This window comes from Vibrio sp. T20 (genome assembly GCF_007858795.1).
In the GTDB taxonomy this organism is placed as follows: Bacteria; Pseudomonadota; Gammaproteobacteria; order Enterobacterales; family Vibrionaceae; genus Vibrio; species Vibrio satsumensis.
The window spans coordinates 244,555-260,951 of record NZ_VFEB01000078.1 but is presented as its reverse complement, the minus strand read 5'-3'; the positions used below and the strand labels follow the sequence as shown (position 1 = coordinate 260,951).

General features: G+C 44.8%; 14 protein-coding genes. 6 read left to right on the top strand and 8 right to left on the bottom strand.

The window, feature by feature from the left end; all coding sequences use genetic code 11:
* Window positions 1-59: 59 nt before the first annotated feature.
* Window positions 60-1,175 (top strand): anhydro-N-acetylmuramic acid kinase, encoded by a 1,116-nt coding sequence (locus tag FTW16_RS07280; RefSeq protein ID WP_146490566.1) that lies wholly within the window; start codon window positions 60-62, stop codon window positions 1,173-1,175.
* Between the two features lie 44 nt (window positions 1,176-1,219).
* A complete protein-coding gene (murQ, locus tag FTW16_RS07275) occupies window positions 1,220-2,140 on the top strand; it encodes an N-acetylmuramic acid 6-phosphate etherase (RefSeq protein WP_146490565.1) in 921 nt (306 codons plus the stop codon).
* Between the two features lie 96 nt (window positions 2,141-2,236).
* On the opposite strand, the gene FTW16_RS07270 is transcribed toward murQ, so the two are convergent.
* Window positions 2,237-2,587 carry a DUF2799 domain-containing protein gene (locus FTW16_RS07270; RefSeq protein WP_146490564.1) on the bottom strand — a complete coding sequence of 117 codons (351 nt, stop codon included), beginning with the start codon at window positions 2,585-2,587 and terminating at the stop codon, window positions 2,237-2,239.
* A gap of 332 nt (window positions 2,588-2,919) precedes the next feature.
* On the opposite strand from FTW16_RS07270, the gene FTW16_RS07265 reads away from it, so the two are divergent.
* From FTW16_RS07265 to btsR, 3 genes are all read left to right on the top strand, one after another.
* Window positions 2,920-4,410: a carbon starvation protein A gene (locus tag FTW16_RS07265; protein WP_146490563.1), complete on the top strand. Its 1,491-nt coding sequence runs from the start codon at window positions 2,920-2,922 to the stop codon at window positions 4,408-4,410.
* A 270-nt stretch (window positions 4,411-4,680) separates the two neighbouring features.
* Window positions 4,681-6,351 carry a sensor histidine kinase gene (locus tag FTW16_RS07260; RefSeq protein ID WP_146490562.1) on the top strand — a complete coding sequence of 557 codons (1,671 nt, stop codon included), beginning with the start codon at window positions 4,681-4,683 and terminating at the stop codon, window positions 6,349-6,351.
* Between the two features lie 105 nt (window positions 6,352-6,456).
* On the top strand, window positions 6,457-7,188 hold the full coding sequence (btsR, locus tag FTW16_RS07255) for a two-component system response regulator BtsR (RefSeq protein ID WP_017106772.1): 732 nt from the start codon (window positions 6,457-6,459) through the stop codon (window positions 7,186-7,188).
* Between the two features lie 141 nt (window positions 7,189-7,329).
* Here btsR and ispH read toward each other — a convergent pair whose 3' ends face one another.
* From ispH to murJ, 6 genes are all read right to left on the bottom strand, one after another.
* Window positions 7,330-8,286, bottom strand: coding sequence for a 4-hydroxy-3-methylbut-2-enyl diphosphate reductase (ispH, locus tag FTW16_RS07250; protein WP_146490579.1), 957 nt, complete (start codon window positions 8,284-8,286; stop codon window positions 7,330-7,332).
* Window positions 8,287-8,442: 156 nt separating this feature from the next.
* Entirely contained in the window at window positions 8,443-8,874 is a 432-nt protein-coding gene (gene fkpB, locus FTW16_RS07245; protein ID WP_102321451.1) for an FKBP-type peptidyl-prolyl cis-trans isomerase, read from the bottom strand.
* A 149-nt stretch (window positions 8,875-9,023) separates the two neighbouring features.
* Window positions 9,024-9,524 (bottom strand): signal peptidase II, encoded by a 501-nt coding sequence (gene lspA / locus FTW16_RS07240; RefSeq protein WP_004735054.1) that lies wholly within the window; start codon window positions 9,522-9,524, stop codon window positions 9,024-9,026.
* 157 nt (window positions 9,525-9,681) lie between these two features.
* Window positions 9,682-12,540, bottom strand: coding sequence for an isoleucine--tRNA ligase (ileS, locus tag FTW16_RS07235; protein ID WP_146490561.1), 2,859 nt, complete (start codon window positions 12,538-12,540; stop codon window positions 9,682-9,684).
* A 63-nt stretch (window positions 12,541-12,603) separates the two neighbouring features.
* Entirely contained in the window at window positions 12,604-13,539 is a 936-nt protein-coding gene (gene ribF, locus FTW16_RS07230) for a bifunctional riboflavin kinase/FAD synthetase (protein WP_017062867.1), read from the bottom strand.
* A gap of 70 nt (window positions 13,540-13,609) precedes the next feature.
* Entirely contained in the window at window positions 13,610-15,172 is a 1,563-nt protein-coding gene (gene murJ / locus FTW16_RS07225; RefSeq protein WP_146490560.1) for a murein biosynthesis integral membrane protein MurJ, read from the bottom strand.
* A gap of 251 nt (window positions 15,173-15,423) precedes the next feature.
* On the opposite strand from murJ, the gene rpsT reads away from it, so the two are divergent.
* A complete protein-coding gene (gene rpsT / locus FTW16_RS07220; protein WP_004739529.1) occupies window positions 15,424-15,684 on the top strand; it encodes a 30S ribosomal protein S20 in 261 nt (86 codons plus the stop codon).
* Window positions 15,685-16,005: 321 nt separating this feature from the next.
* Here the strand turns inward: rpsT and FTW16_RS07215 are convergent, their stop codons facing one another.
* A complete protein-coding gene (locus tag FTW16_RS07215) occupies window positions 16,006-16,299 on the bottom strand; it encodes an ArsR/SmtB family transcription factor (RefSeq protein ID WP_004735028.1) in 294 nt (97 codons plus the stop codon).
* Between the last annotated feature and the right edge of the window lie 98 nt (window positions 16,300-16,397).

Here is a 16,397-nt window from a genome sequence, read left to right as displayed (position 1 = left end):
TACAATGTTTTTAAACCAATCTGTGGAAGACTTTAGGAATGCAGCGCAAGAGCTTAGGAATGGATCATAAAGAACTGTATATCGGTGTGATGTCAGGCACGAGTATGGACGGTGTTGATACTGCCTTAGTTTCGATTGAAGATACGCAAATCACATTGCTTGCTCATGATGAGTTCCCTATGCCTGATGACCTTAAGGCGCGCCTGCTTGAGGTATGTATTGGTCAGAAAACGGATTTAATAACCATTGGCGAGCTCGACCACCAGCTTGGTCATCTATTTGCTGGTGCGGTTCTGCAACTTCTCAAAAAATCAGGCACTCCAGCATCTTCAGTGACTGCGATTGGTAACCATGGTCAAACGGTATTCCACCAGCCTACCGGCGAATCACCCTTTACCATGCAGTTGGGTGATGCCAATATCATTGCTGCTAAAACAGAGATTCAAACGGTCGCCGATTTCAGACGCAAGGACATGGCGCTTGGCGGACAAGGTGCTCCATTAGTACCAGCGTTTCACCATACGATCTTTCACCCGCAGGACAGCTCGGTTGTGGTGTTGAACATTGGCGGTATCTCGAACATTTCAGTGCTGCGTCCGAATCAGCCAACGCTTGGTTATGATACAGGCCCGGGCAATATGTTGATGGACGCGTGGGTAGATAAACACACTGGTGAAAAGTTTGACCGTGATGCGCAGTTCGCTCTGAAAGGTCAACTGAACCATGACTTGCTCAAACAGCTGTTAGATGAATCTTATTTATCTCTAACACCGCCGAAAAGTACCGGTAGAGAGTTGTTTAACCTGCCTTGGTTAGAGCAACAATTAACAGAATTTAACGACATCTCAGCAGAAGATGTTCAGCGCACGCTTTGTGAATACACCGCATTGACGATAGCCAATGAAGTGGAGACTTATCGCTTAGGTAATCAACCTGAACTGTATGTATGTGGCGGCGGTACGAGAAATCCATTGTTGATGAAAAGGTTGGCTGAACTGCTTCCGAGCTGGGAAGTTGATTCAACGACCAGTAAAGGCGTTGATGCCGACTACATGGAAGCGATGGCCTTTGCATGGCTTGCTCAACGTCATATTCATCAACTGCCAAGTAATTTACCCGAAGTGACGGGCGCAAGCAGGGCTGCCTCTCTAGGCGTTCTCTATCGTGCTGACTAAACAATTTAGAACCATCATTTTAGAATCACCATTTAAGGATCATTATGAGTAACGACGCTCTCATATCAGCGCTCTCGCACCTCGTTTCGGAGGGGAGAAACCCTGATACTATGGATATTGATCTACTCACCTCTCTCGAAGTGGTTGAAAAGATTAACCAACAAGACAAACAAGTACCACTCGCTATTGAGGCCGAGCTTCCACAGATTGCTCAAGCCGTTGACAAGATCGCTCACGCCTTCCAAAACGGCGGTCGACTAATTTACATGGGCGCAGGCACCAGTGGTCGATTAGGTGTGTTAGACGCATCAGAATGCCCGCCGACTTTCGGCGTCTCAGACAAGATGGTTATCGGCCTAATCGCTGGCGGACCAGAGGCGATTTTAAAAGCTAAAGAAGGCGCAGAAGACTCGCTAACTCTCGGTATTGAAAATCTGAAAGCGATTCAATTTTCAGAAAATGATGTCGTGGTGGGTATAGCTGCCAGTGGTCGCACACCTTACGTGATTGGTGCACTCAACTATGCCAATCAACTTGGCGCGGTGACCGTTGCATTGTCTTGTAACCCTGACTCTCCAATTGCTGAAATCGCTCAAATCGCAATTAGCCCGGTGGTTGGCCCAGAAGCATTGACTGGTTCAACACGCCTCAAATCAGGTACAGCACAAAAGCTGGTGCTTAATATGCTGACGACTGCCAGCATGATTCGCATTGGTAAAAGCTACCAAAATCTGATGGTCGACGTAAAAGCAACCAATGAAAAGTTGGTTGCCCGCGCTGCTCGTATCGTTATCCAAGCAACTGAGTGCGACAAAGCACTGGCAGTCTCGACACTTAAAACGACTGATTACGATGTGAAGTTGTCTATTTTGATGATTCTAACAGGGCTAGATTTAGAATTGGCCAAGGCTCAGCTTGATAAGCAAAATGGCTTCTTGAGAAAAGCAGTCGAGAATAATCAATAGTCTGCTGTTGACTGTTACTATCGCTACATACAAAAAGACCAGTGCACATGCGGTACTGGTCTTTTTTAGTTTTAATTTTTTATCGCTAGCTTGGGCTTAATAGTCGTTTGAGAACTCATCCCAGCCACGTTGCCATTCCATACGGAAACGTTGAGCGTCTTCCGTACCAGAACACACGCCTTCATACACCTGACCAGATAAACCAATCTGATAAGCATGGTTCGGATTACAATATTCAGCCACACCTAGGTGGTAACCTTCTGTGTAACTCGCTTGATCGACTGCGCCAAGCTCAGTCATCTCTGAATACGAACGTTGAGTGTGGCCTTTGATACCATCACGATAGCCAATCTCTTGCCAATTGCCTTCAGCTGCTAAATCTTGAACATTGGCGCTGCATCCTGCAAGGCTAAATGCCACGGCGAATAGTGCGATTATTTTTTTCATTTCAGTCCTTTATATTTACCTAGCCACTTCCTGACGAAGCGTTGCATTTGTGGTGATTCTCCGCTGAACACTGGCTGATGTCCACTTATGTCTGTTATCTGCCACTGATATCTATTGGTTACCGCTTAAAGCTGATAAATCACCACTTACCAGAAGCAAGACACATCTCAACATGAATAACCAACCGCTCTGCAAACGTAACAAACCACTCAATCAGTTATAACACCACTTAATTGACTATTCGACCACTCACTCTCATAGCGGAAGTTTCTTCTCATACACTCCTCTAATATACACCCTGACTTAATTAATACATTCAGGGATAACAAATTATGATGTGGTTTCTTACCTGTGTTGCAGCACTCATTGGTGGCTACTTTATTTACGGTGCCTTTATCGAGAAAATTTTCGGTATCAATGAAAAGCGTCAAACACCCGCTCACACTAAGCAAGATGGCGTGGACTACGTTCCAATGTCGACGCCAAAGGTTTACCTAGTTCAGCTGCTTAACATTGCAGGTGTCGGTCCAATCTTCGGCCCTATCATGGGTGCCCTTTATGGTCCGGCAGCGATGCTTTGGATCGTGCTAGGTTGTATCTTCGCAGGTGCGGTACACGACTATTTCTCAGGAATGTTATCTATCCGTAACGGCGGTGCTTCAGTTCCAACCATCACTGGACGTTACCTAGGCAATGGCGCAAAACACTTTATGAACATCTTTGCCATTGTTCTACTGCTTCTAGTTGGTGTCGTATTCGTATCTGCTCCTGCAGGCATGATCACTAACCTAGTGAACGACCAAACTGATTTCGCGATGTCTGCAACAACCATGGTTGTTATCATATTTGCTTACTACATCATCGCAACGATTGTCCCTGTCGATAAAATCATTGGTCGCTTCTACCCACTGTTCGGTGCACTACTTATCTTTATGTCTGTTGGCCTAATCACTGCGATTGGTCTATCTGACGAGCACCAAATCATGGGCGGCTTCGAGATGAAAGACATGTTCACTAACATGAACCCGAATGACCTACCACTTTGGCCAGCTCTATTCATCACTATCGCTTGTGGTGCAATCTCTGGCTTCCACGCAACTCAGTCTCCTTTAATGGCGCGTTGTATGGAAAACGAGAAGAACGGTCGCTTCGTATTCTACGGTGCAATGATTGGTGAAGGTATCATTGCTCTAATCTGGTGCGCACTTGCGCTATCATTCTTCGGTTCAGTTGAATCTCTATCTGATGCGATTGCAAACGGTGGTCCAGGTAACGTGGTATACAGCGCTTCATTTGGTCTACTGGGTGTATTCGGTGGTATCCTTGCTTTCCTTGGCGTGGTTATTCTACCAATCACTTCTGGTGACACGGCGTTCCGCTCAAGCCGTCTTATCCTTGCTGAATACTTCAACATGGAGCAAAAAACGCTACGTAACCGCCTACTAATGGCTCTACCACTATTCGTTATCGGTGGCATCTTGACTCAAGTCGATTTCGGAATCATCTGGCGTTACTTCGGTTTTGCTAACCAATCAACAGCAGTAATGATGCTGTGGACAGCTTCAGCTTACCTACTTCGTCACAACAAACTGCACTGGGTAACAACCGTTCCAGCTATCTTCATGACATCTGTGTGTATCACATTCATTCTGAACAACAGTCAACTAGGCTTCGGTCTACCAATGCAAATCTCAACCATCATCGGTGTGGTGAGTGCATTCGGTATTGCGGCTTACGTTATCAAAATTTCAAAAGGCAAAGGCGATATCGACCTTGCTGATGAAGAAGAAAAAGAAGCAAAAGGCGTAACCAAAACCGCCTAGCTCTTTCAGGATATTGATAAAAAGAGACAAGTCTTCATAAAGAGACAAAAGAACAAGCCAAACACACTTCGCTTGCTCCCGTAATCACCCAGTGATTCTTGGAAATTAAGACTAAAGCCCGTCCACCGTGATGGGCTTTACTGTATCTCAATATTGGCATCTCAGCCTGAGAAGCAATGACCGCTCGATATAACCAACGAAAACACAAGCAAAGCTACCGTTACCACGCAATGAGCTTTACACTTAACAAGCGTCTCAATAGGTGAAAATATGGAACTCATTCTCTCTCTACTGCAACAAACCTGTGTCTACTTAGTGATTGCTTATATGCTAAGTAAAACCCCATTGATTCTGCCTTTGTTGAGCATATCTTCACGCTTAAGTCATAAAGTCAGCTGTTATGTTCTGTTTTCTCTGTTCTGTATTATGGGTACCTATTTCGGACTGCAGATTAATGACGCGATAGCCAACACTCGTGCGATGGGTGCGGTTATGGGGGGGCTGTTTGGCGGCCCTGTGGTTGGCTTTGCCGTCGGCTTTACTGGCGGTATTCACCGTTACTCATTAGGCGGTTTCACAGACTTGGCTTGTGCTATTTCGACCACAGCAGAAGGCTTGATTGGTGGCCTATTGCACGTTTACTTAGTCAGAAAGAACAAAGCCAGCCAACTGTTTAACCCGTTGGTGGTTTTCTCGGTAACCCTGTTTGCAGAGATCATTCAAATGCTGATTCTACTGGCGGTCGCAAAACCCTTCGAACAGTCCTACGCTCTGGTCTCTGATATTGCTGCGCCAATGATCATTGCTAACTCAGTCGGTGCAGCGCTGTTCATGAGCATCATCCAAGACAGGAAAACCATCTTCGAAAAATACTCGGCTACCTTCTCACGCCGCGCATTAACCATCGCAGAGCGTTCGGTAGGTATTTTGCATGGCGGGTTCAATTCCGATAACGCACAAAAAATCGTACGTATCGTTTATGAAGAGACCAATGTTGGTGCGGTAGCGATTACCGACAGAGAAAAAATTCTCGCGTTCGTCGGCATTGGTGATGAACACCATATTCCAAATACCCCAATTTCATCACAAAGCACGCTCACTTCGATGGAACAGAACGACATCATCTACCTTGATGGCAAAGAGAACCCATACCAATGCTCCTTGTCGCAGGATTGTAAATTGGGCTCAGCTCTGATTATTCCACTGCGCGCGGGTAACGAAGTGGTCGGCACCATTAAACTGTATGAGCCAAAGCTAAAACTATTCTCGACCATCAATATGTCGATGGGTGAAGGTATCGCTCAGCTATTATCGAGCCAGATCCTATTTAGCAACTATCAGCAACAACAGACGCTACTGACACAAGCGGAAATCAAGCTGCTGCACGCTCAGGTTAACCCACACTTCTTGTTCAATGCGCTTAACACCATCAGCGCAGTAACACGCCGTGACCCAGATAAAGCTCGAGAGTTGATTCAGCACCTATCTCACTTCTTTAGAAGCAACCTAAAGCAGAACATCAACACCGTGAAGCTCAAAGACGAGCTGGCACACGTCAACGCTTACCTGACCATAGAGAAAGCACGCTTTACCGATCGACTTGAAGTGGAATGGGATATCGACCCGCAGTTGTATGAATCTCAATTGCCGAGCTTTACCCTGCAACCGCTGGTAGAAAACGCCATCAAACATGGGATTTCAAACATGTTGGAAGGCGGCAAAGTGAAAATCTATAGCGAAGCTTTCGAGGGTGGATTCAAGTTAACCGTTGAAGACAACGCGGGTAATTATCAGAAGCCATCTCAAGATCACGTAGGATTAGGTATGGAAATTGTTGACAAACGACTCACTAATTTCTTTGGACAAGATTCAGCACTAAAAATAGAATCTCAGCCACAGCAATTTACTCGAATGAGCTTTATCATACCTATACTAAAATAATGGTATTTTCGGAGACAAATCGCTCCGAGTTGAAACAATTAGAAGCAGACATTTAAAAGATAAGCGTGAATCAAGCAGGGATAGAACCAAGATGAAGATTGTAGGATGTTAAAGGCATTAGTTGTCGATGATGAGCTTTTTGCTCGCGAAGAACTGATTGAGCTGCTAACCGAAACCGGTGAAGTGGAAATCATTGGCCAAGCGAGTAACGCGATCGAAGGACTGAAACAGATCAATCTACTCAAGCCTGATGTCGTGTATTTGGATATCCAAATGCCGCAGGTTACCGGGATTGAACTGTTAAGCATGCTTGACCCAGACACCATGCCTTACGTGGTATTCGTTACCGCCTACGACCAATATGCGATTCAAGCCTTTGAAGATAACGCATTTGATTACCTACTTAAGCCAGTCGAGCCTTGTCGATTAAACAAGAGCGTTTGTCGTCTAAATAAAGTCATCAAACAAAACCAGAAAGCACCAGAACAGAACATCTCAGCGATTGCTCCCTGCCACTTAGAGCAGATTCCGTGTATTGGTCATAACCGCATTGTGATCATGGCAAGCCAAACGGTCGAGTGCGCCTATTCCGATATCAGTGGTGTGCATGTTCGTAGCTCATCGCAAACCGCGACCTCACAGTTAACGCTAAAGATCTTGGAAGAAAAAACCGATTTGATCCGCTGTCATCGCCAATATTTGATCAACATAAAATCGATCCAAGAGATCAAACTGCTAGAGAATGGATTAGCGGAGATCATTACCCTTACTGGCTTTGAAGTCCCTGTTAGCCGTCGTTACTTAAAGACTTTAAAAGAGCAACTCGGTCTCCAGTAACGAGTTAGAAGTTCGACGCCTTGTTCCAAAGTACGATCAAAAAAGCCAACGTATCAACGTTGGCTTTTTACTGTTTGCAAATCGATAGTGTTTACAAATCGATAGTGTTTGCGAATCGATCTTGTCACCAATCAATAGCGATTAGTCGACTTGCTTAATCTGCAGCTCTTTCGGCACTTCGAAGAACATGTTCTCTTCACGACCTTGAATCTCTTCAACCTCGGTAGCACCCAGCTCACGAATACGATCTAAGATTTGGTTTACTAACTCTTCAGGAGCAGAAGCACCGGCTGTTACACCGATTTTCTTTTTGCCTTCAACCCACTCGGTTTGAATGTCTTCAGGACAGTCAGTTAGGTAGCCTGGCGTACCTAGCTTCTCAGCCAGCTCTTTTAGGCGAGTTGAGTTAGATGAGTTCTTAGAACCAACAACAATCACTACATCAACGTCATTCGCCATCTCACGCACGGCATCTTGACGGTTTTGAGTCGCATAACAGATGTCGTCTTTACGAGGGCCTTGAATCTCAGGGAATACACGACGCAACTCTTCAATTACATCTGCCGTTTCATCAACAGACAAGGTAGTTTGGCTAACATAGTGCAGGTTACTCGGATCGTTCACCACTAGATTCTGTACGTCCTCTGGTCTTTCAACCAAGTACATACCACCAGTTTGGCTCGCGTACTGACCCATAGTGCCTTCCACTTCAGGGTGACCCGCGTGGCCAATCAGTACTACTTCCATATGTTTGCGGCTCGCACGAGCAACCTCCATATGAACTTTAGTCACCAAAGGACACGTCGCATCGAATACCGTTAACTCACGCTCTTTCGCTTCTTTACGAACCGCTTGAGAAACACCGTGAGCCGAGAAGATCACGATGTTGTCGTCTGGTACTTCACTCAGTTCTTCGACAAAAATAGCACCACGCTGTTTGAGCCCCTCAACAACAAAGCGGTTGTGTACCACTTCATGGCGAACATAGATCGGTGGCTGATACATTTCGAGTGCACGCTCTACGATGCTGATCGCACGATCGACACCGGCACAAAAGCCACGAGGGTTAGCTAACATTATTTTCATTTCATTGCTCATCATTTACCGCGGTACTAAGGTTGTTTCTATAGAGTTCGCCGTCAGCGAGGTTCGCATTCTACAGTGAAGCGTCTAGACAGTGAAGCTCTGGGTGACATCACAGCTGTAAGGCTATCTTGTTCTAGCGTGAAGACAGCTATTCTAACGTTAAGATAGTTATTCTACCGCTAAGATGTTGACGTCAAACGTAACGTCTTGACCAGCAAGTGGGTGGTTAAAATCAACCGTCACTGAATCACCTGCGATGTCAGTAATAATCCCTGGGATTTCCATACCGTCAGGACCAGAGAATGCCATGATAGTGCCCACTTCAACTTCAGAATCGCCAACAAACTTAGCACGATCCATATAGTGAATATGATCAGGGTTTGGCATACCAAACGCGTCTTCTGCTTTCAGTTCGATAGATTTTTCAGTTCCAGCTTCAAGTCCGAGTAAGCACGCTTCAAAGTTCTCACTTAGACTGCCATCGCCCATGACGAACTTTGCTGGTTTGCCCATATTTTCCGTACTATCGGCAACTGAACCATCCTTCATTTTAATCGTAAAATGTAGAGTTACTGCTGAATCATTTTTAATTGCTGCCACGTTACTTTCCTTAGATTTCTTTATTATTTGAAAACGCCATTTGCTTCGCTCTCATATTACTTGCAGCATAAAAAAAAGCGCCGTCGGAATCAACCGACAGCGCTTAGGGCTATTCTATTCTGTGAGTCATAGACTGACTTTGAGGCAAGCTATTTGCTTTCGTCTTTCTTACGGAAACCATCTAAGATGATCATCGCAGCACCGATACAGATTCCCATATCCGCTAAGTTAAATGCAGGCCAGTGGTAAGTGCCCCAGTAGAAGTCTAAGTAATCGACAACAAAGCCATGTACGACTCGGTCAAACACATTACCTACTGCGCCACCAATGATGATCGCATAAGCAATGTTATTCCACTTCTCTGCTGCTGGTAGTTTGCTCATCCAGTACGTCAGCATGCCTGTTACCGCAAAGGCGATACCCGTAAATAACCAACGCTGCCAACCACTTTGATCACTCAAGAAGCTAAACGCTGCACCGTAGTTATGCACATACAGAAAGTTAAAGAATGGCAGCACCTCAATACGGTTTGCCCAGCCATAACCCATATTGTCCATGACAAAGAGTTTAATGCCGATATCAGCCAAGAAGACCAATAGAGCCAGCCATAACCAACGTACACCAGATTGTTTTAACGAAACTTCACTCATTTCAATTCCTAGTATTTACGAAGTTGATATTCATTGTTAGTCACCTTAAGTGGCTTTGATTACCGACTTGGTTAAACACATTTCCTATAACTAAAAATAACCCCAGTTGATACTGGGGCTATGATTTTTACAAAAAGTTCAGTCTTTCTCTGAGTCGTTATGCGAACTTACGCACTTCGCCTTCACCGTCGATGTTCGACACACAACGACCACAAACTTTCTCGTGACCTTCGATAGTGCCTACATCTGGAGTGTGGTGCCAGCAACGATCACACTTCTCAGCTTCAGTAGCTGCAACTTCAACGAATAGACCAGCAACGTCTGTCGCTTGCGCTGCATCAGACTTCTCGCTCAGTGGCTTAACAACAGCTGCAGAAGTGATAAGTACGAAACGTAGCTCATCTTCTAGCTTGTTGATTTTCGCCGCTAGTGCGTCGTCAGCGTATAGAGTAACTTCAGCTTGCAGTGCACCACCGATCGTTTTCTCTTTACGAGCATCTTCAAGAAGCTTGTTCACTGCGCCACGAACAGATTGGATTTCAGTCCAGAATTCGTTGCTTAGCTCTTCGCCTTCAGCAAGACCAAATAGACCTTCGAACCACTCACCTGTGAATACGAACGTGTCGCGATCACCCGGCATTTCATTCCAGATTTCATCTGCAGTGAACGACATGATAGGTGCCATCCAACGAACGAGAGCTTCTACGATGTAGTAAAGCGCAGTCTGACAGCTACGTTGAGCATGGCTGCCCTGCTTCGCTGTGTACTGACGGTCTTTAATTACGTCTAGGTAGAAAGAACCCATTTCGATAGAACAGAACTGCATTAGACGTTGAGTCACACCGTGAGTATTGTACTCGCCGTATGCTTTAACAATCTCTTCTTGTGCAGCTTGAGCACGACCAACAGCCCAGCGATCAAGTGCAACCATCTCTTCAGCAGGTACTAGGTCAGTTTCAGGGTTGAAACCGTTCAAGTTCGCTAGGAAGAAACGAGCCGTGTTACGAATACGACGGTAAGCATCCGCTGAACGCTTTAGGATTTCATCAGAAACCGCAACTTCACCTGTGTAGTCTGTAGAAGCAACCCATAGACGCAGGATATCTGCACCTAGCTTGTTGGTTACATCTTTAGGTGCAACAACGTTACCGATAGATTTCGACATCTTACGGCCGTTACCATCCACCACAAAACCGTGTGTTAGTACTTGCTTGTATGGTGCTTCGTCTTTCATCGCGATAGATGAAATTAGAGAAGACTGGAACCAGCCACGGTGTTGGTCTGAACCTTCAAGGTAAAGATCAGCACTGTGAGTGCGCTCTTCGTTCGGGAAGTTGTACTCTTCGCGAGAATCAACAACAGAGAAGTGCGTAACACCTGAGTCGAACCATACGTCTAGCGTATCCATTACTTTTTCGTACTTATCAGCGTCTTCTGCGCCCATAAGTTCAGCAGCGTCTACATCCCACCAAGCTTGAATGCCTTTCTCTTCAACTAGCTTCGCAACTTTTTCAATAAGCACTGGGCTTTCTGGGTGAAGTTCTGCTGTTTCTTTATGAACAAACAGAGCAATTGGCACACCCCAAGTACGTTGACGAGAGATACACCACTCAGGGCGACCTTCAACCATACCTTCGATACGGCTTTGACCCCATTCAGGCAACCACTCAACACTCTTGATTGACTCTAGTGCTTTTGCACGTAGGCCAGCTTGATCCATAGAGATGAACCATTGTGGTGTTGCACGGAAGATGATTGGAGTTTTGTGTCTCCAACAGTGTGGGTAGCTGTGCTCGTATGCGTGGTGATGCAGAAGTGCACCTTTCTCTTTTAGAACTTCTAAAACAGAGTCGTTCGCTTTGAATACATGCTGACCAGCAAATAGCTCAGTATCTGGCAGGTAAACGCCGTTTGAACCAACTGGGTTAGCGATTTCTAGGTTGTACTTCTTACCAACTACGAAATCCTCTTGACCGTGGCCAGGCGCAGTGTGAACCACACCAGTACCTGAATCCGTTGTCACGTGGTCACCAAGAACAGCAGGAACAGTAAAATCGTAGAACGGGTGGTTGAACTGAGAAAGCTCAAGATCAGCACCTGTAGCAAAACCAAGGTTATGGAAATGCTCGATACCTGCACGATCCATTACGTCTTTTGCTAATTCAGAAGCAACAACGATACGTTGAGCAGGCAGGTCGCCATTCGCTTCAACTTGGATAAGCACGTATTCAAGATCATCACGTAGACATACTGCGCGGTTCGCCGGCAGAGTCCATGGTGTTGTCGTCCAGATAACGATTGAAATTTCGCCTTGACCCGCATGACCTTCAGCTAGAGTAAATTTCTCTAGAAGTGCCGCTTCGTCAGCTGCAGTAAATTTCACATCGATAGATGGAGAAACTTTATCTTTATATTCAACTTCAGCTTCAGCCAGAGCAGAACCACAGTCAGTACACCAGTGAACTGGTTTGAAACCTTTAAGAAGGTGACCTTTGTCTGCGATTTTGCCTAAAGAACGAATGATGTTCGCTTCAGTGCCAAAATCCATAGTGCGGTAAGGTTTGTCCCACTCGCCCATGATACCAAGACGTTTGAAGCTCTCTTTCTGACCTTCAACTTGACCCGCAGCGTACTTACGACACTCTTCGCGGAATTCAGCAGCCGAAATCTTCTGACCAGGCTTACCTTTCTTCTTCTCAACCATTAACTCGATTGGAAGACCGTGACAGTCCCAACCAGGGATGTACGGTGCATCAAAACCAGAAAGGGTCTTAGATTTGATAATAATGTCTTTAAGAATCTTATTCAGCGCGTGGCCAATGTGAATGTCGCCGTTCGCGTATGGAGGGCCATCATGTAGTACGAAAGATTTTTTACCTTTCTTTGCCTTACGGATTTCGCCGTAAAGATCTTCTTTGTACCAACGCTTCAGCATTTCTGGCTCACGATTTGCCAGATTGCCGCGCATTGGGAACCCTGTTTCTGGTAAGTTCAGGGTATCTTTATAATCACTCATCGATTCTTAATTCCGTTATATTGGGCGAAGTTAGACATTATGTTAATCGGTGGAATCATCCGATTAATTCTTTAGCTGAAGCAGCCACACCCTTGCGGCTTCAGCATCCAATTCTATTTGATTCTTTAGTGCGTCGAACGATTCAAATTTTATCTCGTCGCGCAGTTTGTGCAAAAGTCGTACTTCTAACTGTTTACCATATAAATTGGCTTTAAAGTCAAAAAAGTGCACTTCTAATTGCTGCCTTACCCCATTAACTGTTGGTCGTTGTCCAATATTAGCAACGCCACCGACAGGAACACCATCGATATCCAAAGCTTCAACAACATACACTCCCGATACAGGAGAAACACAACGCTTTAATGGAATATTAGCGGTAGGGAAACCGATAGTTCTCCCTAGTTTTCGACCATGGGACACTCGACCACTAATACTGTAATCACGTCCTAACATGGTAGCACTTGCAGCCAAGTCATCGACCGCTAATGCATTTCGTATCTCAGTACTACTTACTCGTAATTGGTTTAAGCAATAGCTTTGGGTGCTTACCACCTCAAAACCGTACTTCTCGCCCGCCTCTTTGAGCATAGCGAAATTACCAGTGCGACCTTTACCAAAGCAAAAATCGTCACCAACCACCAAGAACTTCACACCAAGCTTATCAACCAAAAGATCTTTAATGAATGCTTCTGCGGATAAACTTGCAAAATACTGATTAAAATTGACACACAATAAGCGACTGATATCTAGCTTACTCAGTTGCACGTATTTGTCTCGTAAGCGAGTTAAACGTGCTGGCGCTCTATCTCGGGCAAACAGCTCCATAGGCTGCGGTTCAAACGTCATAACAACAGAAGGTAGCCCTAATGCTGCAGCTTGTTTAGAAACCTGACTCAGAACCTCTTGATGTCCTAAATGAACACCATCGAAGTTACCTATGGTTAATACACAGCCATGATGCTGCGCTTTAATATTGTGTATACCTCGGATCAGTTCCATTATGATCAGCTAAAACCTGTTATTTGCATCATTTATTGTGTGAAACCGACGGATTATATACTAATCAGTATTAATCTGTCGCTGCTTTTAAATGTTTTACTCGGATACCTAAAACCAGTACCGAAACAATATAAACAAAGCCACCAAGTCCAATCAAGCCTGTTAGCATCAGCGCTCTCTGACTAAAGCTCCATTCAAGCCACTGTTGCATATTATCTAGCTGCCACAAAATAGCCGCAACCATCACACCGCCAGAGACAATTAACTTCGCGCAGAACAACAAAGTCGTCTTTGTTAGTTTGTAGACGCCAGCAAGGTGTAAGCCGCGATATAGCAGTGCCATATTCACAAAGGCAGACAGCGCCGTCGCAATAGCCAAACCCACATAACCATAGAAATAAGCAAAGATCGCGTTAAACACCATATTGGTCACCATTGCGATAATGCCGTACTTAACCGGTGTTTTGGTATCTTGGCGAGAGTAATAGCCCGGGGCTAAAACTTTAATCAACATGAAGTTAAGCAAGCCTGACGCGTAAGCTACTAATGACATCGATGCCTGCTGTACATCATGTGGAGAAAACTCACCGCGCATGAATAGCACCATCAGCATTGGTTTAGCTAAAACGATAAGACCTAACATCGCAGGAATACCAAGCAGCAAAACCATGCGCACACCCCAGTCCATGGTATGTGCGAACCCTTCCCCTTGAGCGTCTACGTGTTTACGAGACAAAGCAGGAAGAATCACGGTCGCAATCGCGATACCAAATAAACCTAATGGGAATTCAAGCAAGCGGTCTGAGTAATACAACCAACTGATAGAGCCCGTCGCTAGGAAACTGGCAATGAAAGTATCAAACAACAAGTTAATTTGACTAACAGACACACCAAACAGAGCTGGGATCATTAATGTGCGGATCTTAACGACGCCCGGATCTCTCCACCCCCATTTAGGCTTAACCAATACACCCGCTTTAATCAGGAAAGGCATTTGGAACAGGAATTGAACTAAGCCTCCAAGAAAAACGCCGATGGATAAACCAATTTCAGGTTGTTCTAAATTAGGAGCAAGAAACCAAGCACAAGCAATGATCATCACGTTCAAGAACACTGGAGTAAAAGAAGAGACCGCAAACTTACCTAATGTATTAAGAATGGCCCCAGATAAAGCTACGAAGGTGATAAACCACAAATAAGGAAAGGTAATCTTGAGCATAAAGCTCGCTAGCTCAAATTTTGGCGCTGATGGGCCATCATTTAGCCAGTCGATAAACCAACCCGCACCAAACATCGCGGTGATCACGCCAGAGCCCAATACCCCGATAACGGTGACGATAGACACTAAAACTCCGAGCGTACCCGATACTTTGGCAATTAAATCTCGAGTCTTATCTTTATCACCTGCTGCGTGATATTCCGTTAATACAGGAACAAACGCTTGAGAAAACGCACCTTCTGCAAAAAGTCGACGTAAGAAATTAGGAATTTTATTAGCGAAGAAGAATACATCAGCACTCGCTCCAGCCCCCATCAAATTTGCTACTACTACATCACGTACTAGCCCCAACACACGGGAAACAAAAGTCATTGCACTGACAATCAGGCCTGACTTTAATAGTCGTTTACTCACAGAAACCTCTGACACTGGTTGATTACTTTCAAGCGAGGATAAATACTATCCTATCCTAAGAAGCATATTTATTAGCATTGGTCTAAAAATGCTGTTAGAATCCCCGCCATCTTAACCGCGATGACCTTTCCATACCAAAGTTTGTTTGGCTACGATTGGTTTTTGCACAAATCATTTGACAATTAAGCGCTAATGAGGGATAGTCCTCGCCCTTAAATTGTCACCGAACTAAGTTTTTGGGAGTTAGACCCTTGGCAAACAGTAAATCTGCTAAGAAGCGCGCTATCCAAGCTGAGAAACGTCGCCAGCACAATGCTAGCCGTCGTTCTATGATGCGCACTTACATGAAAAAGACTATCGCAGCTATTGCAGCTGGTGATAAAGAAGCTGCAACTGCTGCTCTTGTAGAAGTTACACCACTTCTTGACCGTATGGCGACTAAAGGCCTTATTCATAAGAATAAAGCTGCACGTCATAAGTCTCGTTTCGCTGCTGCAATCAAAGCTCTTTAATAGAAATTTGATTACAACGCAAAACGAAAAAAACCGGCCTAGGCCGGTTTTTTTATATCTAAATTTTGAATAACGCTTTTTTTTACGTGCTAACAGCAATTTTACTTACCGATAGACAATTAAGCAGATAGATAAAAAACAATCAGGAAAATAAAGAGAGAAGCAAATTGGTACGTAGATAGATAGATAGATAGATAGATAGATAGATAGATAGATAGATAGATAGATAGATAGATAGATTTTAACGTTCGACATGAAATACTGACACTTCCTTGTGTCATTCCATCGCTGATAAGAAATCCCCCTCCCACCAGCAATTAGCTACTTACAGTAAATACCATGCAGTAGATTAATCATCGCTTTGACTTCTTCGCTGCTCAATGTGTAATACACGGTTTGAGCTTCTTTGCGAGTTTCGACCAAACCATCTCTTCTCAACCAAGCAAGATGTTGAGATAAAGCAGACTGACTCAGTTCCAACTTGCCACACAACTCCCCAACCGACAGCTCAGTACCATGTAATAGGCACAAGATCTGTAAGCGACGCTCGTTGGCCATGGCTTTGAGTAGAATCACAGCTTGCGCTGAGTTCTTCTCCATCTCTTTTAAGTTCATAGTTTGGCTCCCTACAACCTTTACGCCAACTACGGGCTATCAGTATTTCCGGCATATGGTGGCGTTATGATAATCGATATCAATTCATTAACAAACCG